Source organism: Peribacillus sp. FSL R5-0717 (genome assembly GCF_038002945.1).
Taxonomy (GTDB): domain Bacteria; phylum Bacillota; class Bacilli; order Bacillales; family DSM-1321; genus Peribacillus; species Peribacillus frigoritolerans.
In genome coordinates this window covers 4,843,063-4,864,737 of the sequence record NZ_JBBOOF010000001.1, presented here as the reverse complement: position 1 = coordinate 4,864,737, position 21,675 = coordinate 4,843,063, and the positions used below count along the sequence as shown (strand labels likewise).

The following is a 21,675-nucleotide window of genomic DNA, read 5'->3' as shown; positions in this document are numbered from 1 at the left end:
AAGTTGTACAAGCTATAAAAAAATGTAGACAACCTCGATTTTCATCGAGGTTGTCTACAGTCTGAAGAAAGCACCCTTTAAGAGTACTTTCTCGTCTTTTGCGTTAATTGTTGAAGCATTATATATCCAGCCATTTTTTCAAGGCCAATGAAATTGAAACTTTCAATTCCTTCAATTGCCGTTCTTTTTGAAGGAACAGCCGTTCAGCCTCCTTTAAATTCACCCGTGAGAACTGAATCGATTCCCCTGGTTTAACCTGAGCGATAATTGGTAAATCCGCCGTAATCACCTGAGCTATCTTAGGATATCCGCCCGTTGTTTGGCTATCTGAAAGGAGGATGATCGGATTTCCATCTGGAGGAACCTGAACGGACCCATTTGTAACCGCTTCAGATAATAACTCCCCATTATCCTTTAATTTCAGTGCAGGGCCCGATATTCTATATCCCATGCGGTCGGATTGATTGGAAACTTTAAATAACCTCTCTACAAAACTATCTTTACTTGAATCTGTGAAATATTCATATTGGCTTCCATCGATGAAACGGATGTGAGGTTTTCCTCCTGGCATGAACTCCTTCTCATTGACAAACCACTTTGGGAAGGAAAATGAACCTTTGAACGTTCGATCATCAAGATTCTTCGAAGGTTCATTAAACTGCAAGACATCGTCAGCCTTTAATGCCCTCCCCATATAACCGCCAATCCCAGCCCTTAGATATGTGCTTTTACTCTCCATAATTTCAGGAATAGCAAAGCCTCCCGCTACAGTTAAGTACGCCCTGCAACCTGATTTACACCCTTCAAATCGAAGAATCGATCCATTTTTCACAAGAAGGGGCTTCCACATCGGTACCACCTTATTATCAAGTGTAGGTGATAAATTTCCACCTGTTATCGAAATCAGGCAATTTTTCTCTACTTTAATGGTCGGACCCATTAATGTAATTTCCAAGGCCGCTTCTCCTTCTTCATTGCCAACCAACATATTGGCAATTCGTAAAGAATGTGCATCCATCGCCCCGCTTACAATCACCCCATGTTGCTTGAATCCTTTTCTTCCAAGATCCTGTATACTGGTCAATAATCCTGGTTTGATTACGCGCAGGCTCACTGTATCCCCTCCTTAAGAATCATTTCTTTATATTCTTGATCCGTAATCGGATGGAACTTCACAATGTCCCCTGCTTGTAATAGACTTGGAGGATTTACATTTGGTAAAAATAGTTTGGTTGGCGTTTGTCCGATCAATTGCCATCCACCAGGCGTTGATATGGGATATACTCCCGTTTGCATACCGGCAATCCCTACTGCCCCTGCCGGAATGGCCATTCGGGGAGAGGATCGCCTAGGTGTCGCGATGTTCTCTGAAAGTCCGCCAAGAAACGGGAAACCCGGTGCGAACCCGATCATATAAGCCAAATATTCACCGGTTGAATGAATATGAATGACTTCATCAGTAGTCAAATCATTATAGCGGGCAACATATTCCAAATCGGGTCCATATTCATTCCCATAGCACACGGGAATGGTAACCGTTCGATGTATCAGTTTCTTATCTTCTTTTAAATCCTGTAATTTCATTTCCAAGATGGAACGGACCACTTCAAAGGGAGATGTGGTTTCATTACCATTACTTTTATTTTGATTCTTATAAATAACGAGTGGATCATAAAAAACCGTCAAATTGGTATAAGCCGGTACACATTCTATAAACCCTGCAAACGGTTCGTCTTCCAGCAAATCCTTTACCAATTTTATTTTTTTGTGAACGCTGTATTCCATTCCATTCCCGAATGTTATCACGATTGCGGAATCGCCTAATGGAGAAAGTGTACATGCAGTTTTTTTCAAAAGCTTTTCCGGCATAGGAATCATCTCTTTCTGTCAGTTATAAAACTCCTAATTTTTCATCACGAATGTCCGTTATGAACATATGTCCAGGTGCATGCGTGATCATGATCTCCGGTTTAGTCTCCATAGCAATGGATTGAGGTGTTACACCACATGCCCAAAATACTGGGACTTCCCCTTCACGAATCGTTACTGGATCACCAAAATCCGGATGCTGAATGCCGGAAACACCGATCACTTCAGGGTCGCCAATATGGATTGGAGCGCCATGAACGGCCGGAAACCGCGATGTCACTTGAGCTGCCCTCACCACATCCTTTTGTGGAATCGGCCTCATGCTAGCCACCATTTTCCCATGAAAAATCCCTGCTTCAATACAAGGGATATTGGTTTTATACATTGGTACATTGCATCCCTCTTCAATATGACGAACCGATATATCATTGTTTAAAAGGGCGTGTTCGAATGTAAAGCTGCACCCAATTAAAAATCCAACCATATCCTCTTCCCAGTAGTTTGAGATATCCGTTACTTCTTCTACTAATTCTCCATATTTATATACCCTATATTTCGGAATATCGGTGCGGATATCCCCAGACCTCGCTGCAAATGCGGGAATGGGTGAACCAATTTCCGTAACATCCAGCAATGGACAGGATTTAGGGTTACGCTGACAGAATAATAAGAAATCAAAAGCATGCTCTTTTTTTAAGATGGCTAAGTTCGCTTGTGCATAACCGTTAGCCATGCCAGCGGTCGGTTTTATCAATTCGTTGTTTCGAATCATTGAACGCAACTCAGCCGGGGTAGCTTGAGAAAGGTCGATCATTAGTATTCATCTCCTATTACAAAGTGGCAGAAAGTGACAAACTGGCACGCCACTTCCACTTTTATTTATTGGATTTTCATTCATTAATCATTAAAAAAGTGCTGGCAGTTGTTTCATTAATGTATATACGCCCATCAACGCCATGATGACTACCACGAATACACCGGAAATCGTTAACCATAAAGGATGCTTATAATCACCCACAATATTTTTCTTATATGCGGCAATAAGCAATGTTCCAAGAGCAATTGGTAAAATCAGTCCATTAATGGCACCAACTATAAGCAATACCTTAACCGGTTGACCAATCAATAGAAAGCAAATGGTCGATACCGCTATAAAGCCAATGATTATCCAGTTTGCCTTATTATTTATCTTTTCGCTGAAAGTTCTGATAAATGAAACCGAAGTATAGGCCGCTCCAACAACAGACGTGATCGCTGCAGCCCACATGACGACACCAAAGATTTTATATCCTATATCACCGGCAGCGAGCTGAAAAACGGATGCTGCAGGGTTATCCGGATTAATTTGTAAACCTTTCGATACAACACCAAGTACTGCCAGAAATAAGGCAACGCGCATGACAGTCGTTATGAGGATCCCCATTACCGAGCTCTTCGTGACCTGAGGTAATGAGTCAACGCCCTTCACGCCTGCATCCAATAGACGATGGCCCCCCGCAAAAGTAATGTAGCCGCCAACGGATCCGCCCACTAATGTAACGATGGCGATAATATCGATTTTATCAGGGACAAAGGTCTTCACTACCGCTTCCCCTACAGGAGGAGAGGTTGTCCAAGCAACGTAAATCATCAAACAAATCATGAAAAATCCAGCGATTTGCGTAAAACGGTCCATCGCTTTCCCTGCTTCTTTCACTACAAAAATCAGTACGGCGATGACTGCGCTTATTGCCGCCCCCGTAGTTGGGGATATTCCCGTCATCGCATTCAGACCTAATCCGGCTCCTGCGATATTTCCAATATTAAATGCCAGCCCGCCCATGACGATCAGTGCTGCCAGTACATAACCCAGCCCAGGAAGGACCATGTTTGCAATCTCTTGACCCCGCTTTTCGGATACAGCAATAATCCGCCATACATTGGTTTGGGCAAATATATCAAGAATGACCGAAATAAGGATAACGAAACCGAAACTTGCCGCAAGACTTTGGGTATAAACAGTCGTTTGCATTAAAAAACCTGGTCCTATTGCCGATGTTGCCATTAGGAATGCTGCACCTAACAATAAAGTGCGGTTCGTTTTTGGCTTAGTCAAATTCTTTTTCTGTGCTGTTGTATTTTTGATTGGCTCCATTGGAATCTTCCTCCTGATTGTTTAGTTTTTTCAAGAAAAGGATTTGACTGTTATTTCAGATAATTGCAAAGATTCCCTAACATGCCGTGCAAAGGATAAAGCATGTGCCCCGTCCCCGTGAATACAGATGGTATCTGCTTTTAAAGCCACATCTGAGCCTTGCTGGGACAGTACCTTCCCTTCCTTCACCATGCGAATGACTTGGGCAACCGCAACATCATCGTTTTCAATCAGTGCGTCCTTTCCCAATCGGGAAGTCAATGAACCATCATGTTGGTAGGTGCGATCGGCAAATACTTCACTCCCTGTTTGCAATCCGATAGCCTGTCCGGCGCGTATTAATTCACTGCCCGACAAACCAAATAAGATAAGCTCGGGATTCACTTTATATACCGCTTCGGCAATGGCCATGGATAACTCCTTGTTCTTTGCGGCCATATTGTACAAAGCCCCATGCGGTTTCACATGCTGCATACTTCCGCCTTCGGATTGCAGGAAGCCATTTAATGCTCCAATTTGATAGACGACAATATCATAAGCTTCCTGTGGAGAAATATTCATATTGCGCCTGCCAAATCCTATTAAATCCTGTAAACCTGGGTGGGCTCCGATTTTGACTTCTTTCCCTAAAGCAAGCTGAACCGTTTTTCTCATGACTGTCGGATCACCAGCGTGGAATCCACAAGCTACATTAACAGATGTTACATAATCTAAAATCTCTTGATCATTACCCATCCGGTAAGCGCCAAAACTTTCTCCTAAATCACAATTCAAATCAACCTTGTTCATACTACCCTCTCCTTTAATAACGGAAATTTTAGTAAACCATAAAAATATGTAAGTCCTCTTTCAATCAAAATAATACACATGTTCCGAAATTCGGAACCCAAGTTTCATATTTCGGAATATTCTCATTCTAGCATATTTTAATTATTTCGACAATATTTTGTTAGAAAACCTAACATTACAGTTTGATACAAAAAAGCCGTTGTTTCCTTTGAAAGGAAGCAACGGCCATGATTACAGCTTTTAAGTTTGTAGTCTATTAATTCAAAATCGGTTAATCGAAAACAATGAAATATCTTCCTTGGTCGTTCCAGAGATAATCAAGTCACTCAAAATTTCTCCCATGACACTACTGAATTTAAAACCGTGTCCTGAGAAACCTGCCGCTATAGCAATATGTGGATAATAAGGATGTTTATCCACTATAAAATGCTCATCAGGGGTCATGGTATAGATGCAAGTTTTCCCATATTTCATTTTTTGATCAGCAGGCATATATTGCCCTAAAAACCTCATCAAATCGCCCTCATCCTCATCCAATTCACCAAAACCCTTGATACAGCCATCAGGATTGATCCGCTGTCCTCCATCATGTCTCCCTATTTTCAGCCCAGAACCATTTATACTAGGAAAGCCATAATATGTACCAACTGAAGTATCAAAAGTAAAAGCCGGAAAATCATTATGATTATATAATTTTTCATTTGCATGAAACCAGGCAAATGTTTTTCTGATGGGTTCCAGCGGGAGATTCAAATCTAACATCGCCAATATTTTCGGTGCCCATGCCCCAACTGTAACCACTAAAGACTCCGAGTGGAATGTCTGTTCATCCGTTATAACCGTGACCCCGTTACCATGAGCGACTATCTTCCTTACTTCACTGTTTACAATGATGTCGGCACCATGGGATTTCGCAAGTTGTTGATACGCCCTTAAGCACTCTTCACTTTTCAACACGCCCGAAGTCGATTCATAGCACCCAATGTAGTCTTCCGGCAGTGTTATTCCTGGCCACCTATCATGAATTTCATGGTAATCCAATATTTTCATAGGTAAACCATATTCCTTTGATCCTGCTTTCACTTGTTTAATGAAAGTGGAATTTTGGCTTCCAGCATTCAGGACCCCCGTTGGAAGAAATAATTGTTGACCCGAAATTCTTTCCAATTCACCCCAAAGCTTTTGTGATTTAAGTGCCAAAGAAACATACTCCCTGCCTTCACCATAAGCATGTCTAATAATTCTTGTTGCCCCGTGATGGCTCCCCTTATTATGAGGAGGAGCAAAGGAATCCAATAATAATACTTTTTGTCCTTTTTTTGATAAATAATAACCTGAAGACATTCCCATGGATCCAGCTCCAATTACAATTACATCATAATGCATCTTTCATCCCTCCTCCTTTAAATATGGTCCTTCATTTTAAAAAAAGGAAGCCATTTTACCTTATAAAATAAAGTAAATCAGCTTCCACATGGTTTTAGAACTCTATTTCCCCGATCGCCCTTTCAACGAGCTTCACTATTTCCCCTTCATGAATTTGCCTATAAATCGCTTCAATGTCAGGATGAAAAAAGCGATCTTCTTCAACCATCGGGACTTCGCTCCGAACTAAATGATATACCTCCTCCGTAACCGGTGACGGTTTCAAAGGTAGATGAAAATCCATTGCTTGTGTTGCCGTCATCAGTTCAATGGCTAAAATATATTCAAGTTTCTTCGAAATCCGATATGCTTTCCTCGAAGCAAAATAGGCAAAACTTATCACGTCTTCTTGATTTGCACATGTAGGGATATTATCTATTGTCGCTGGATGCGAGAGCACCCTGATTTCATTTAATAGCCCGGCAGCTGTATATTGCGGAATCATGTAGCCGCTATTTAAACCTGGATTAACCACTAAGAAATTAGGTAATTCACTAAGGTGATGGTTTACAAGCCGATCTATTCTGCGTTCTGTTATTTTTGCTAAGTTTGCTAACGCTATGGATATCGCATCCGCATAAATCCCAACAAATGAACCATCAAAATTCCCAGCCATCAGGCCAATTCCATCTTCCTCTTCAGGAAAAATCAGAGGATTGTCACTTACAGAGTTCATTTCATTCTCGATTGATACAGCAGCGTCTTTCAATACTCTTTTTATGGCTCCATGGACTTGTGGAATGCATCGTAAGCTAAGTGCATCTTGTAATCTATGTTCCTTGTATGTATCAATGATTTGGCTGCCTTCAAGAATCCTTGATACATTTCTGGCTGTCTTAGCCTGTTCCTCATGCTTTTTCAATGAGTGGGGACGAGGATCAAATGCTTTTATAGTACCTTTCAGCACTTCTAAGGACATAGCTCCCGTAATGTCAGCGGTTTTCGCCGCCTGAATGCTATTGTATAAAGCCAGGACAGCCATCGCGGTGACGGAAGTAGTCCCGCTTGTAAGTGCCAATCCTTCTTTAGCACCTAACGTAATAGGTGCTAATCCCGCTTTCCTTAAAGCTTCCATGCCAGGTATGAGCTCATCTTCATACCATGCCTTCCCTTCACCCATCACCACTAAGGCCATGTGAGCTTCTGGAGAAAGATACCCCACTGACCCATCACCTGGAACAAACGGAATGATATCGTGATTTAATAGTGAAGCAATTAGATTTAATACCTGTAAACGAACTCCTGAATACCCTTGGCCTAAATTCACTAGTATCATCAACTGAATGGCCCTTACGACTTCTTTTTCAAGAGTTTCCCCAACAGAAACGGCATGTGAACGAACAATGTTCCGTTGAAGGGTTTCTGCGTCCTTTGGAGAAATCACCTCGGTCATATTACTGCCAAAACCCGTAGTTACACCATAAATCAATCGATTTTCATCTAAAAACTTGTCTATTAAGCTACGTGATTTATTCACCCTATCACAATATGTTTGTGTAAAGGAAACCATCGCCCCATATCTTGCAACGGCAATTACCTCTTCGATCGAGATTTCACCATCACCTAGTACAACCTCTTTAATATTCTTCGGTTGTAAACAATCGGCAGTTGTCATCCCTATACATCTCCTCTCCTATGACTTATCAAGAAGGAGAAAAAAGTTTTGGTCCTTCTCATTTATTTACTGGAAGTTATCTTATGTTATTTTTTCATTTTTTGTAAAGGGAATTTCGGTTCCTTTCGGAGAATTCTCCGTTTCTAGCAATGGGTCACTTGCTTCATGTAATGAAAGATTCTTCGTTTCAGGTGCCCAGGCTATCGATACGATCAAGCCCACCAGCAGAATGGCTGCCATTCCTGCCATTGAGGCACTTAATCCGAATGAACTTAAAGAAACAGGCAGCAGAAATGTTCCAATCGCAGAACCAATCCGACTAATTGCCGTAACCATACCTATTCCCGAGCCACGGATTTCAGTTGGAAAAAGCTCTGCTGGGTATACTAGTGTAAGGTTCGATGCTGCTGACATGAAAAAAGTAAAAATCAAGAAGGCTACCAACATTAAGAATTGAGAACCATTGTGTAAGAAGCTGAGTGAAAACAATGAAACAGTAAGTATCGTGAAGGCCCCGATGGTAAATCCTCTACGAGAAAATTTTGCTAGCAGCCAAAGACCAATAATTGCCCCAACAAGCAAGAATAGATTTAACATGGTATCGGCAAAAAAGTTCTGTTCAAACCCCATTGTACTTAGGATGGAAGGCAGGAACGTGTAAATGGCAAAGTATGGAATAACAAGAGTCAATTTGAATATTCCACCAAAAGCCAACCGCTTACGAAGCCTTTTACTGAAAAGCCCACGAAACCCAAGAGTCTTTTGACTTTCTGTGCCAGTCGCCGTTTCTCCCATTTCAACGTTCGCTCCAAGGTGTTTTTTTACGATCTGGCGAGCTTCTTCGACACGCCCCATGCTGACAAGCCACCTTGGTGATTCAGGCGTTCCTATTCTTAAGATTAAAACCACAATTGCCGGAATGGCTGCGCTGACAAGCATCCAACGCCATGAGTCTGAACCAACCTGGCCCAAGTAATGACCAACAAAGTTTGATGCAACATATCCAAGCGTCCACACTACGTTTATAGACGCGAGGAGCGAGGAGCGATATTTTTTGGGAGAAAACTCGGCAAGCAAAGTCGTACCTACAGCGTAATCCCCTCCAAGTCCAAAACCAATCAGCAACCGTAAAATAAAAAGCTCTTCCGGGCTGCTAACAAAAAATTGTAAAATGGTAGCTACCGTGATGAGTAAAAAGTTTACGAGAAAGATTTTCTGTCGGCCTACACGGTCAGAAAGTCTTCCAAGTATTAAAGATCCCGCAAACAGACCGATTAAAGCAGAGCTGCCGATCAGCCCTGTCCACAATGAATTCATATTCATCTGAGGCCCGAATACTGTCAGGGCCATCGCAATGATTCCTAGAGAATAGCCATCACAAAAGCTAGAACCGAATGTAAGTCCTGCAATTCGAAAATGAAACCTATTAAATGGGGCATCGTCAATCGTGAATTTTTGTTCGTTCAAAGAATCCCCTCCATATTTTGATTTATTAGATATATTGATTCAAAAAAAACACTAGAACTGTAACACCCCGTGAGTAGCGCTGAAATTGAATGGAACGATTAAGCTTAATACTATAAAAAAATTGAGCAAAGAATATTTTGAAATATACTCTTTTTATAAACTATATCAAAATCATTCTACCTTTTAATTTCTATCATTGAAATAAATGACTTCACTAAGGATTTTACAGCCTTCCATTACCTCAAATCTATCCCTTGCTTCATTTTCTGTGCTAAATTCAAACATTTTTATGCCTTTTTTCGAATGGATAGTGATTATCCACATAAAATTCCCTCCACATGGAAGATTCATTTCCACGAATTCCTTAAAACACTTTCATTTAATCTCACTGTAAAGTGGTAAAGTGTTTAATGCTGAAAATGAGTAGGATGATAAACCACCATCCTACTATGCAACACCATTACATTTGTTAATACTTCTAAAAGCCCATTCCATCCCCTGAATTTTCCCCAGCGGATGGAATGGGTAGACATTGATTGAGAATACTGATTTTTAAAGGCCCGTAAGGCTTTTGGAATCAGACTTCACTCTATCATTCACAACTTGAACACCGTTTTTCCATACTGTCTTAACATGGTTAACCCCAAATAAATATTGCAACTCCTGATAGTTTTCAACATTCCATAAAACGACATCCGCTTGTTTTCCGACTTCAAGGGATCCGACCCTTTCTTCCCTGTTGATTGCACAAGCAGCATTGTATGTCGCCGCCGTAAGAGCTTCTGCAGGGGTAAGCCGCATCGAAATGCATGCCAGATTCATGACAAGCGGCATGGATGTCGTCGGTGAAGATCCGGGATTGCAATCGGTCGAAATGGCAACAGCCACACCTTCATCAACCATTCGTCGTCCAGGGGCCGCTTCTTCCCGTAAATACAAGGCAGTGGCTGGAAGCAAGCAAGCAATCGTGCCTGACTTCGCCATAGCAGTAATCCCCTCATCGGAAGCTTTTAACAAATGCTCAGCTGAAATGGCTCCTATCTTCGCAGCTAATTCAGCTCCACCGTATGGCTCAATTTCATCAGCATGAATTTTAGGGATCAAGCCGTACTTTTTCCCCGCCTTTAAAATCCGCTCTGATTGTTCAGGGGTAAAAACCCCCTTTTCACAAAAGACATCATTGAATTCTGCAAGCTTTTCTTCAGAGACGATTGGAAGCATATCATTAATCAGATGATCGACAAATTCATCCTCGCGGCCTTTATAATCCTTTGGAACCGCATGGGCTCCCATAAAAGTAGGAACCAGATCAATCGGATGCTCTTCCTGTAGCTTCTTCATCACCCGCAACTGCTTTAATTCGGTTTCCAAATTCATTCCATAGCCGCTTTTACCTTCTACTGTAGTCACGCCATGAGCGAGAAATGAATCAAGTCGTCGCGTGGTTTGCTCCATCAATTCTTCTTCACTTGCTTCCCTTGTCATGCGGGTGGTAGCATGAATGCCCCCACCTGCGTTCATAATGTCCATATATGTTGCGCCTTCAAGACGCATTTCAAATTCACGTTCCCGACTCCCGCCATATACAACATGCGTATGTGGATCAACTAACCCAGGTGTCACCAAATGGCCAGTTGCATCAAAGACTTCAGCTTCATGCATTCTATCAGCATAGAGTTTTTCCAATTCCTTGGTTGTCCCGACAGCTTGGATCAGCCCTGATTCCATCCATATACTTCCATCCTCTATCAAACCAAGCTCCGACATTGCCTCTTTGGAACGCGGACCTTTCCTTTCAGAGGTAAGGGTAGCAAGCTGAGCGGCATGTTTTATCCAAATTGGCTTTGTCATTTTTTATCAATTCCTTTATCAAGCATCGGGATATTAATACCTCTTTCACGGGCTGTTTCCTCTGCAAGTTCATATCCTGCATCAACATGGCGTACTACACCCATCCCAGGGTCCGTTGTCAACACTCGCTCAATCCTGGCTGCTGCTTCTTTTGTGCCATCTGCCACAATTACAACGCCTGCATGCATGGAGTAACCCATTCCTACGCCGCCACCATGATGTACGGAAACCCAGGTTGCACCGCCCACAGCATTCACCATTGCATTTAAGATTGGCCAGTCAGCCACTACATCGGAACCATCCTTCATGGCTTCCGTTTCACGATTCGGCGAAGCGACAGAGCCAGAATCCAAATGGTCACGCCCAATCACGATCGGGGCCTTCAATTCACCGCTTGCAACCATATCATTGAGGATTTTACCAAAACGGGCGCGCTCCCCATAACCAAGCCAGCAAATACGGGAAGGAAGACCTTGGAACTGGATTTTGTCTTGAGCCATTCTAATCCAGTTACATAGATGTTCATTATCAGCGAATTCACGTAAAATGGCTTGGTCTGTTTTATAAATATCTTCTGGATCTCCAGATAAAGCGACCCAACGGAATGGACCTTTACCTTCACAGAATTGTGGACGGATATAAGCTGGAACGAAGCCCGGGAAGTCAAAAGCATTCTCTACCCCTTCATCTTTCGCAACTTGACGGATATTGTTGCCATAATCAAACGTCACAGCTCCTTTTTCCATCATTTCAAGCATCGCCCTTACATGTTTGGCCATTGAAGCTTTAGAGAGTTTAATATACTCTTCTGGATTTGCATTCCGTAATTCTGCAGCCTCCACCATTGACAGGCCTGAAGGAGTATATCCATTTAGCGGATCATGGGCCGAAGTTTGATCAGTCAAGACATCAGGAATGAAGTTCCTTGCGATCATTTCCGGAAGAATATCTGAAGCATTCCCAATCAAACCAATCGATAATGCTTTCCCTGCAAGTTTAGCTTCATTCGCTAAACGAATGGCTTCATCCAATGAATCCGTTTTCACATCGGTATAACGAGTCTCAATCCTCCTGTCAATTCTTGTCTCATCTACATCGATCCCGATACAGACTCCACCGTTCATCGTAACTGCCAGCGGCTGTGCCCCTCCCATTCCGCCTAAACCTGCCGTTAGAGTGATGGTGCCTTTTAACGAGTTATTAAAATGTTGTTTTGCAAGCTCGGCAAAGGTCTCGTATGTACCTTGTACGATCCCTTGAGATCCGATATATATCCAGCTGCCAGCTGTCATCTGCCCATACATCATCAATCCCTTTTTATCAAGTTCATGGAATGTTTCCCAGTTCGCGTATGCAGGGACGATATTTGAATTTGCAAGCAGGACACGTGGTGCATCCGTATGCGTTTTAAAAATGGCCACCGGTTTCCCTGATTGGACAAGTAAAGTTTCATCTTCTTCAAGCTCTTTTAGTGATTTGACGATTGCATCAAAGCATTCCCAGTTACGAGCTGCTTTCCCAATCCCTCCGTATACCACCAAATCTTCTGGACGTTCAGCAACTTCGGGATCCAAATTATTCATAAGCATTCTAAGCACTGCTTCTTGTTGCCATCCTTTAGTATGCAATTCTGTTCCAGTATAACGGATAACCTTATTTGTAATCGTGTTCATTTTCATTTCCCCCTTGTTTTTGTTATATATTCATTCTATAAGAAAAATTCAGAATAATTAATTATAGTTTAATGATTATTTTATAATTTGTTTCAACCTTTTGTAGTTAACTTTATTATTTTATGAATAATCTCATTAATTACATTGTTATGAAATAAATAAAAAAGGACGATTCATTTTATTGAATCGTCCTTTTTTATAATCCAGACCGATATGCTGATGGTGTACAACCTTCAAGCAGTTTGAATTTGGCATTGAAATAAGTTTGATGTGAATAGCCGGCCAATTGTGAGATTTCCTCCAATGATAAATCCGTTTCCTTTAATAAACGTTTAGCTTCCCTAATTCGAACTTGATGCAGCGTATTTCGAAAAGACTCGCCGGATTCAGCCGCAAAACGACGGCTGAGTGTGCTTTTATTGATACGCAGAGTATCTGCACAACTCGCTAGATTCCACTGTGCGTCCCAATAGTTGGACTCGATCAGCTCCCTTGCTTTTTCGCTAAGTGTGCGTGCCCCTTCCTGTAATTGTCCATGATCCTGCAGAAGCATATGGGTGGTGAACGCATGCAGCTCTTTTACTATTTGATGGATGACAGGTTTATGTACAATTTGCTGAAATACCTCATAGTATATTGCTTCCAGGGAAGCATTTTGCAAGTTGTATGATTTCATATGCCTACGAATCTGTGCGAGTACACTTGTAAGGCGGATACGAACGATTTCCGGGTCGGGGTATGGTCGATCAAAAGTAAGGAATTCACGCTCAATCCAGTTCCTGATGGCCTTCGCATCGCGTCGTTCAAGCATTTCTATCCATAGTCTTTGTTCAAGAGGAGTGAGGAATGGATCCATCTCTCGCGGCGAAGTCTGTTGACTTTCGGCTAAGATGATATCATATCCATCGAAAAAGATTTGTCTCGTAAATTCACGAGTTTGCTGATACATCCTTTTTAAAGACTCATCTGAAGTTGCCGCCTTTATTATGATGGCAAGGGGCTCATCCATTCTTTCTTTCCAATGGGCAAGGAAAGCCTGATACTCTTCCTTATATATCTCCATTTCCTTTGTTTCCTGGACACATAAAATAAAATCCGATAAAGCGAAGATTTGATTCTTCCCAGTAAAAGAATATCGTTGCAGTTCATCATAAACTAATGGAAGGGTCCTATTATCAGGTGTCAAAAAAGCGACCATGGTTATTCGGCTTTCATGCTTCCGGTCGGTCAAGAAGAAATCTGGATACCCAATATCCAGAGCATTCTCATCATCCATGGTGTTTGAGGAGATAAGACCTGGACCATTCCTCAATTGAAAACGTAATTGTTGGATATGTTTTACCAAATCTGCCGAAGAAAAAGGACGGAATAAAACATCTTCAGCACGAAAACGTAAGGCTCGATAAGCCGTTTGAAAGATTCGCTCAGATGAAATCCCTAACCATCGAATTCCCCTCCGCTTTAACGAAACACCCATCGCCTCACTTTCATCCGTCCAAATATCCATATCCAAAATAACGAATTCAGGTTGCTGATTGCGTATGCCCTTTTCGAATTCTTCAATCGTTTTCCATAAGATCAGTCTAACTCCCGTTAGGTGGGACTCCACGATCCAACGAATTCCTTGAGCCTCAATCTCATCTTTTGCCACCAAATGAATTTCCACATCATCACCTCATTTCTGCTGTTATCCCCCTAATGAAGAAATATGAAGTCAGCACATGAATAGAAAAGGGATCCCTGATCTTTTCGAAAGCACTTTCATCTCATCTCCATTCTAATCCCGCCGAAAACTACAAACAAGTCTTATTAGGCAGAACCTGCGATTTAGATTAAACTATGACATGCTCAACTAGTATTTTCACCCCATATATATGTGCTTAAATAAAGGCTCTTTCCGTAAAGATTGTTGTTTTTAAAACGAAACTATTTAAGGTTGATTGGAGCGGAAGTGCGAGACTCCTGCGGGAGCAGCGGGACAGGTGAGACCCCACAGGCGTTTACGCCGAGGAGGCTCACCGCCCGCCCCGCGGAAAGCGAGCATCTGGAGGGGAAATCAACCACACCTCACTACTTGGTAAATAGCAACAAAGTATGTGAAAACAGCCTAAATAAAAAAAGAAACATCATGGAAATCTGTGATTTCCAATGATGTTTCTTTTTTTATCCCTTTTAATCTTCAATGCATTTAGAACCTTTATAATCGATTAATATTGACTTCAACTTCTTTACCTATGTTTTCATTTGAAGCATCCGTCAATTTTAATGATAATAGGGTGATGACACCTATTATAAGTAATCCAGATAAAATAAACATCCCTTGAGTAAAGGCAACAGTTCCGAGAATCATCGGTCCTACAAAACCGCCTAAAGCCGCCAATGAATTGACAATGGCTATTCCAACTGGGGCAGTGGACTCAGTGAAGAAAAATGTCATATAGGCAAAGAAACATCCACTGAACCCGTATAACCCGAAAGATGTAATCGTTAACATAAGCACCATCATAAAAACACTACTTGAAAAGCCGCACCCGATAAATCCAACAACCGCTATCATGAGGCAAACGAGCAAATGTGTTTTATGTTCATTGGTCCGATCTGAATTCCAGCCTACAAACATAACGGCAGGTATACCGACTAACGATGGAATCATCGCTAACCAGCCTATTTCTAAATTAGTTGTTGCGTTTTCCGATAAAGATTTTATGATGGTTGGCATCCAGAATGACAATCCATAGATGGATGTGTATCCTGCAAAATAAAAAAGGGCCAATTTCCAGATTTTCGAATCCTTCAGCATATCAAGCTTCGTGACTTTATTTATTTTCGAGCTAACTTTTCTTTCCGCACTCAATTCGCCTTCTAACCAATCACTTTCTTCCTTTGATAACCATTTAGCGTTAGACGGTCTATTAGTTAAATAAAAAACAACAACAATTCCTATAATAATGGCCGGAATGCCTTCAAGAATGAACATCCATCTCCACCCTGCCATACCGAACCAGGAAATATTGTCAAGAATCCATGTCGACACAGGCGCACCAATCAATCCGCCAATCGGTAGGGCTAAAAGCAAAACCGCTGTTGCCCGCCCTCTTTCGCGGGCCCTGAACCAATAAGTTAAATACAAAATTATACCAGGGAAAAAACCAGCTTCGGCAACACCTAATAAAAAACGGAGAATATATAAATGCATCGTTGTTTGTGCAAAACCTGTTAATATTACCACAAGCCCCCACGAAATCATTATACGGGCAATCCATATCCGAGCTCCCACTTTATTCATGATCATGTTGCTAGGAACTTCAAAAAAGAAATAGCCGATGAAGAAAATACCAGAAAGCAATCCAAAAACTTCAGCGGATAAGGCTAATTCTGCATTCATTTGTAAAGCAGCATAGCCTAAATTGACCCTGTCCAAGTAAGCAATGATATACAAAAGCAGGATAAATGGAAGAATGCGTTTCATCGTCTTACTGATCGTTCGTTTCTCTATTTCACCACTGGAATGATTCAAGATTATTTCCTCCCTTTTCATGCTACTATTTCCCAAAAAAGTTTACTACAACTCTTTTCCAGCTTCCCGACACTCTGGTTCATTCCTAGCTCTCAATTTATCCTGAAAACCACCACCCTTCATTTACATATACTGAATCCAACAATATTATAAATACAATCCATATACTCAGGGCTAAAGAGGAATAAGCCTTTCGGCAAGACAGTAACCGATTGTATAGGAATCCTTAAAAACCTCCTATTTAAAATGAATTAACCTTCCCCATACTTGACCCCAAATTATTGTAAGCGCTTTCCGAATGCGCGAAAACCATTTAAAATAGCGTTGTGATTATTCATGATCTACGTTAGATTAAATAGACCAGCAATCATTTAACTAGACTGTAGTCTGATATTAAACTATATAGGAATATTCTGTCAATTATCATTTGGAGGTTTTTTATGATTGAACCCAGAAAGAAACAACTTAGGGGAAAAAAGACTCGTGAAAAAATTTTACAAATATCTCTAAAGCTATTTAGCGAAAAAGGTTACGATAAAGTTACCGTTGACGAAATCGTGAAAAAAAGCGGCACATCAAAAGGGTCATTTTACCAACACTTTTCAGCGAAATCGGACATTTTTTTAGTGAGATTCATAGAAGTCGATGATTACTATCGCGAAGTCTTCCGTTCGTTCCCAGTCGATATGGACGCTACCGAGAAATTGTTTATTTTCATTCGCAAATTGATGCGTTTTCTGGAAGTAGAAATGGGCAAAGATTTAATGAAAGTGATTTACAGTTCCGCTTTAGATTCGAAAGAACATACTTACTTTTTAAATTCAAACCGCTCACTCTTCAAAATCATTCGTTCATTAATTGAAGAGGCGAAAGAACAAAACGACATTGGCACTGACCAATCAGTTAACGAAATTTCACAACTTATCATCCAAAGCCTGATGGGAATCATCTATCATTGGGGATTAAACAACTCAGAACAAAGCTTGGAATCACTATCCATACCGCTAACCAAAACAATCATTAATGGGCTGAAAACCAAGAACTAATACATAAATCAAAAGATTCATTTTTAAAAATTTGACATTTAATTCAATATTAACCCCAACCTTACTGAATAGTTAGGGAAACTCCATTAATATATAAGGTTCATACATTTTCTTTATTTCAATTAAGTGTCAAACAAAGTAAACGAGGAGTAGAATTCCAGATATCATGAAACGATTTTTATTTATCACCCTATATGCACTATTATTTGGATTATCGCTGCAGGCTTTTAATTTCAAGCTTGACCACCCTATTGCCAAAGATATAAGCCGTCTGATGCCAGTTAAAATGAAAGTGATAAAGGCAGAAGATAGTGAAGAAGAAATCAAAAAAGTAGTTTTGGATGCCGAAAAAAACGATGATCCCATTTCCATTGCCGGAATGCAGCATAGCCAAGGAGGGCAGACATTATATCCAAACGGGATCCTCCTCGATATGAAAAACTATGATAAAATACTTGATTTGGATGTAAAAGAAAAACGCATCACGGTCCAAAGCGGAGCAACCTGGGCTGCTCTTCAGGAATACATCAACCCATATGGACTTGCACTGAAGGTCAGTCAATCTCAAAACATTTTTACCATTGGCGGTTCTTTGAGCGTTAATGTCCATGGCCGGGATATCCGTCATCATGCCTTGATAGAAACCGTGGAATCTTTTAGATTGCTTGACGCAAAAGGACAAATCCTAACAGTGAGCCGCGAAGAAAATTCAGAGCTCTTCCATACGGTTATTGGCGGGTATGGATTATTTGGAGTCATACTCGATGTAACAATCCACCTTACCGATGACGAACTTTATAACATTAAAACTAAATCACTTCATTATGATGAATATACGTCGTACTTTAAAAGAGAAGTTCTTCAAAACGATGATGTTAAAATGCATCTTGCAAGAATATCTGTTGCTCCTGGCTCCTATTTGGATGAAATGTATGTAACGGATTATTATAGGACAAATGACCAAACAAGGCTATCTGACTACGATACTCTCAAACGGGAAACGATCATTGCCGTTCCTAAATTCTTTCTTAGCCTCTCACGTTATAATGACTGGGGTAAAAACAGGTTTTGGGAAACTCAAAAAGCCTACACGGCCAATATTGATGGCAACTTGGTTTCGAGGAATAATGTGATGCGGTCGGATTCAGCATTCATGGATTACAGCAACCCCACCAAAACGGAAGTGCTGCAAGAATACTTCGTTCCGATTGATCAATTTGCTGATTATATCGATGACTTAAAAAGAACCTTATCTGATGAGAAAGATTTTAATTTATTAAATATCACAATTCGTTATGTGGAACATAATGATGAATCACTCATGTCCTATGCCAAGGATGATATGTTCGCTTTAGTGATGCTCATCAATCAAGGGACAGATGACGAAAGCAAGGATAATACAGGAAGGGTCATCCGTAACATGATCGATGCGACGCTTGACCATAACGGCAGCTACTATCTGCCCTATTATGGGTATCCAACCAAGACACAATTATTTGAAGCGTATCCGCGTACTGAGGAATTCTTTCGATTAAAGAAGAAATATGATCCTGATAATCGCTTCATGAATCTTTTCTATGAGGAGTATCATCCATGAATTATAAACGTTTTGTTTTTTACCAAGGCACTGTTGGAATGGCTGCCAGCATGATTTTCCCCTTTTATATTTTGCTAATCAAAAATGTAGGCACCAGTTATTCGCAATTCGGGTGGGCATATGGAATATTCTCATTGACTGCAGCGCTTAGCTATCCTTTAATCGGAAAATTCACTGACAAAACAGGTGACAAAGCATTTCTCATTATCTATTCATGGGGGATGGCACTTATCCTGCTTGCCTTTCCTCTCGCATATGAAATTTGGCATGTCTATCTACTGCAAATCATTATGGGAGTACTTGGGGCAGTACAAAAAAACACTGAAAAAACGGTACTGGCAAGATATGTAACGAAGAAAACAGCGGGTGCGGAAATCGGGAACTACCATGTTTGGACATCCGTCGGTGCTGCAGCTGCGGTGATTGCAACCGGATATTTAGTCGACTTTTTAACGATCGGCAGCATCTTTTACATAGCCTCCCTTATGTTTGCCTGGAGTGGGTTTATTATAATGAAGATGGAGAAAAATACATCACAATCTAATACAGAAAGACTAAAAATATAAGCCTTTATTATGGTAAGAGCCAATAAATCAGTTACCCCTTAAGAAAAGCATCTGCTAACCTCAGCAGATGCTTGTTTTACTATATAATCATTTGTTGATCAAAAAACTAAAAATGATCCTACAAAAAAATTTTAATCCTTCTGCCCATTTTTCAATTTGGTTTCGTTATATATACGAATATATTAGTACAATTAAAGATAACGGACATTAGCACATATAATGAAATACTACTTTCTTTTCAATTTGATAATTATTTTTTCGTCTAAAAAAACCAATGACATCATTATTATACCCATTCCAATCAATTGATGAATGGACAACGCTTCATGTAAAAAGAAAAACCCTAAAATCATTCCGATGACTGGCACTATATAATTACTATATGAAGTAAATAATGCGCCTTCTTGCCGAATCAACCTATTAAATAATGCATAAACAACCCCTGCATGGAAAATGCCTAAAATCGCTAAGTAGATGGATTGAGATCGTGCTATATCCAATTTGAAAGATTGCTCAAACAAAAGGGATATGGGTATGAGCAATGCACTGGCAATCAGTAATACATTTCTCATATGAATGACGGAAGAACCTTCGTTTAATTTCTCCATGAAAGTCAATGATAATCCAAAACTCATAGCAGCCAATATCAGGAGGATGTTCCCCTGAATACTGTTAGAAAGGTCTTGGATTCCTTGTGTCGGCCAGGAAAGGAAGACAATACCTGCAAATCCGAATAGGATACTTGTAATCTGCGGCCTTGTGCTTTTTCTTTTGAAAAATGCTAGTAAAAAAAGGATGGTAAAGATGGGAACCATTCCAATCAGCACCGCTGCGATGCTGCTAGGCACCGATTTCTGGCCTTGTGCAATAAAAACGAATGGGAGTACAACCTCGAAAAAAGCAATGATAATATACCATTTATAATAACCCCTGGGTACTTTTCGCTCTTCTTTTGATAAAAACAAACCAAAGAAGAGTAAACAGATACCGCCGATGCATGCTTTGATGGCTGATAATGTAATAACCCCAACATTTTCTATGACTAATGCAATAAAGAAAAATTGAGATCCCCATATACCACTAATCAAGAGTAACAATACATATTTATTCATTACTTTACCTCCCTTTTTGGCAATGGGTCGGCGAAAGTCTTACTATTATGCTTGGATTGAATTCCACCAAAATAATTCGTGCCGATTACCCCAGCAAGAATGATCATTGCACCTATTACATGATAATAATGAATCGATTCATGTAAGAAAATCACCCCTGCCATTATCGTAATCAATGTCGCTAAATTACTAAAAACGCTCATTTTAGATGCTGGTAATATAGATAATGAATAGTTTGATAAAAAAGCAGTAAGCAAAGACGATAATACCCCAAGATATACGATTGAAATGAGGAATGCACTACTTGTGAAGGGTAATAAAAAGCTGCTGATGGAATGGTTAATTATATGGTTAATGACGGCCATACTATTAAAAGTCACAAAACCAAAGAAAGTCATCACATACGTTAACGCAAATAGTGAATATTGCTTTGTTACCTTCCTCGCTATCACATTATAAAGAGCGGCAGCAATCGAGGATAATAAGATCAGGATCGTTCCTTTCCAACTGTGAGCCGCATGTTGCAAGTCATTCATGACAAAGATAAAGATAACCCCCGTAACAGATAAATAAAGAAAAAATTTCTGAGCTCTACCTGCGTATTCTTTCAAAAATAATGAAGCTGATAATAACGTAAAAATTGGTATGGTCGCTTGGATAATACCCGCTTCTGAAGATGAGGTATAAATGAGACCAAACACTTGAAATGTAAAAAATAAAATTGGATAAAGGAACACCAACGGAAGAATTTTCACAGAATCCTTTGCACTCATTTTCACTGATGTCCTCCTTAATAGCTTAATAATTATGGCGATCAAGAAAGCCATCGTAAATCGATGTGCCAATGTATCTAGCGGACTAGCTTCCATTAATGATATTTTTGTAAAGAAAAATGAAAATCCAATAATAATGGCATAAAGTATCGCCGCAAGATAGGCTTTTTTATTTTCTGGCATATTGAGTAATCCTCCTTTTCAACACCCGGCCGGTTGTTAGTATCGTATTAAAAGTTCC

18 protein-coding genes are annotated in these 21,675 nt (G+C 40.4%); 3 read left to right on the top strand and 15 right to left on the bottom strand.

What is annotated here, in order from left to right:
• Positions 1 to 118 precede the first annotated feature (118 nt).
• From NYE65_RS23340 to NYE65_RS23280, 13 genes are all read right to left on the bottom strand, one after another.
• Complete coding sequence (locus NYE65_RS23340) at positions 119 to 1,114, bottom strand: 5-oxoprolinase subunit C family protein (RefSeq protein ID WP_327078006.1); 996 nt, start codon at positions 1,112 to 1,114, stop codon at positions 119 to 121.
• Positions 1,111 to 1,869 carry a 5-oxoprolinase subunit PxpB gene (gene pxpB / locus NYE65_RS23335; RefSeq protein ID WP_328177249.1) on the bottom strand — a complete coding sequence of 253 codons (759 nt, stop codon included), beginning with the start codon at positions 1,867 to 1,869 and terminating at the stop codon, positions 1,111 to 1,113. Before pxpB ends, NYE65_RS23340 begins: the two co-directional genes overlap by 4 nt.
• A gap of 22 nt (positions 1,870 to 1,891) precedes the next feature.
• A complete protein-coding gene (locus NYE65_RS23330) occupies positions 1,892 to 2,683 on the bottom strand; it encodes a putative hydro-lyase (protein WP_340861827.1) in 792 nt (263 codons plus the stop codon).
• 90 nt (positions 2,684 to 2,773) lie between these two features.
• Positions 2,774 to 4,003 (bottom strand): NRAMP family divalent metal transporter, encoded by a 1,230-nt coding sequence (locus NYE65_RS23325; RefSeq protein WP_445670433.1) that lies wholly within the window; start codon positions 4,001 to 4,003, stop codon positions 2,774 to 2,776.
• A gap of 30 nt (positions 4,004 to 4,033) precedes the next feature.
• Entirely contained in the window at positions 4,034 to 4,792 is a 759-nt protein-coding gene (locus NYE65_RS23320) for a LamB/YcsF family protein (protein WP_328177252.1), read from the bottom strand.
• Positions 4,793 to 5,053: 261 nt separating this feature from the next.
• Positions 5,054 to 6,178: an N-methyl-L-tryptophan oxidase gene (gene solA, locus NYE65_RS23315; protein WP_340861826.1), complete on the bottom strand. Its 1,125-nt coding sequence runs from the start codon at positions 6,176 to 6,178 to the stop codon at positions 5,054 to 5,056.
• 94 nt (positions 6,179 to 6,272) lie between these two features.
• Positions 6,273 to 7,832 (bottom strand): histidine ammonia-lyase, encoded by a 1,560-nt coding sequence (gene hutH / locus NYE65_RS23310; RefSeq protein WP_340861825.1) that lies wholly within the window; start codon positions 7,830 to 7,832, stop codon positions 6,273 to 6,275.
• An 81-nt stretch (positions 7,833 to 7,913) separates the two neighbouring features.
• Positions 7,914 to 9,299, bottom strand: a complete 1,386-nt coding sequence (locus tag NYE65_RS23305; protein WP_340861824.1) for an MFS transporter — start codon at positions 9,297 to 9,299, stop codon at positions 7,914 to 7,916.
• Between the two features lie 183 nt (positions 9,300 to 9,482).
• Positions 9,483 to 9,623 (bottom strand): hypothetical protein, encoded by a 141-nt coding sequence (locus NYE65_RS23300; RefSeq protein WP_340861823.1) that lies wholly within the window; start codon positions 9,621 to 9,623, stop codon positions 9,483 to 9,485.
• A 228-nt stretch (positions 9,624 to 9,851) separates the two neighbouring features.
• On the bottom strand, positions 9,852 to 11,150 hold the full coding sequence (gene hutI / locus NYE65_RS23295) for an imidazolonepropionase (protein ID WP_340861822.1): 1,299 nt from the start codon (positions 11,148 to 11,150) through the stop codon (positions 9,852 to 9,854).
• Positions 11,147 to 12,823 carry a urocanate hydratase gene (gene hutU, locus NYE65_RS23290; RefSeq protein WP_098187652.1) on the bottom strand — a complete coding sequence of 559 codons (1,677 nt, stop codon included), beginning with the start codon at positions 12,821 to 12,823 and terminating at the stop codon, positions 11,147 to 11,149. The genes hutI and hutU overlap by 4 nt, the downstream gene beginning before the upstream one ends.
• Before the next feature lie 196 nt (positions 12,824 to 13,019).
• Positions 13,020 to 14,489, bottom strand: coding sequence for a helix-turn-helix transcriptional regulator (locus NYE65_RS23285; protein ID WP_340861821.1), 1,470 nt, complete (start codon positions 14,487 to 14,489; stop codon positions 13,020 to 13,022).
• Between the two features lie 531 nt (positions 14,490 to 15,020).
• Complete coding sequence (locus tag NYE65_RS23280) at positions 15,021 to 16,340, bottom strand: MFS transporter (RefSeq protein ID WP_340861820.1); 1,320 nt, start codon at positions 16,338 to 16,340, stop codon at positions 15,021 to 15,023.
• 440 nt (positions 16,341 to 16,780) lie between these two features.
• On the opposite strand from NYE65_RS23280, the gene NYE65_RS23275 reads away from it, so the two are divergent.
• The 3 genes from NYE65_RS23275 to NYE65_RS23265 all read left to right on the top strand — a co-directional run bounded on the left by NYE65_RS23275 (position 16,781) and on the right by NYE65_RS23265 (position 19,549).
• Complete coding sequence (locus NYE65_RS23275; protein ID WP_328177261.1) at positions 16,781 to 17,386, top strand: TetR/AcrR family transcriptional regulator; 606 nt, start codon at positions 16,781 to 16,783, stop codon at positions 17,384 to 17,386.
• A 166-nt stretch (positions 17,387 to 17,552) separates the two neighbouring features.
• Complete coding sequence (locus tag NYE65_RS23270; RefSeq protein WP_340861819.1) at positions 17,553 to 18,983, top strand: FAD-binding oxidoreductase; 1,431 nt, start codon at positions 17,553 to 17,555, stop codon at positions 18,981 to 18,983.
• The gene (locus NYE65_RS23265; protein WP_340861818.1) at positions 18,980 to 19,549 is read left to right on the top strand and encodes an MFS transporter; all 570 of its coding nucleotides are present in this window, start codon (positions 18,980 to 18,982) and stop codon (positions 19,547 to 19,549) included. The genes NYE65_RS23270 and NYE65_RS23265 overlap by 4 nt, the downstream gene beginning before the upstream one ends.
• Before the next feature lie 227 nt (positions 19,550 to 19,776).
• On the opposite strand, the gene NYE65_RS23260 is transcribed toward NYE65_RS23265, so the two are convergent.
• Together NYE65_RS23260 and NYE65_RS23255 are read right to left on the bottom strand one after the other, a co-directional pair.
• Entirely contained in the window at positions 19,777 to 20,661 is an 885-nt protein-coding gene (locus tag NYE65_RS23260) for a DMT family transporter (RefSeq protein WP_328177263.1), read from the bottom strand.
• On the bottom strand, positions 20,661 to 21,617 hold the full coding sequence (locus NYE65_RS23255; RefSeq protein WP_328177264.1) for a DMT family transporter: 957 nt from the start codon (positions 21,615 to 21,617) through the stop codon (positions 20,661 to 20,663). Before NYE65_RS23255 ends, NYE65_RS23260 begins: the two co-directional genes overlap by 1 nt.
• Between the last annotated feature and the right edge of the window lie 58 nt (positions 21,618 to 21,675).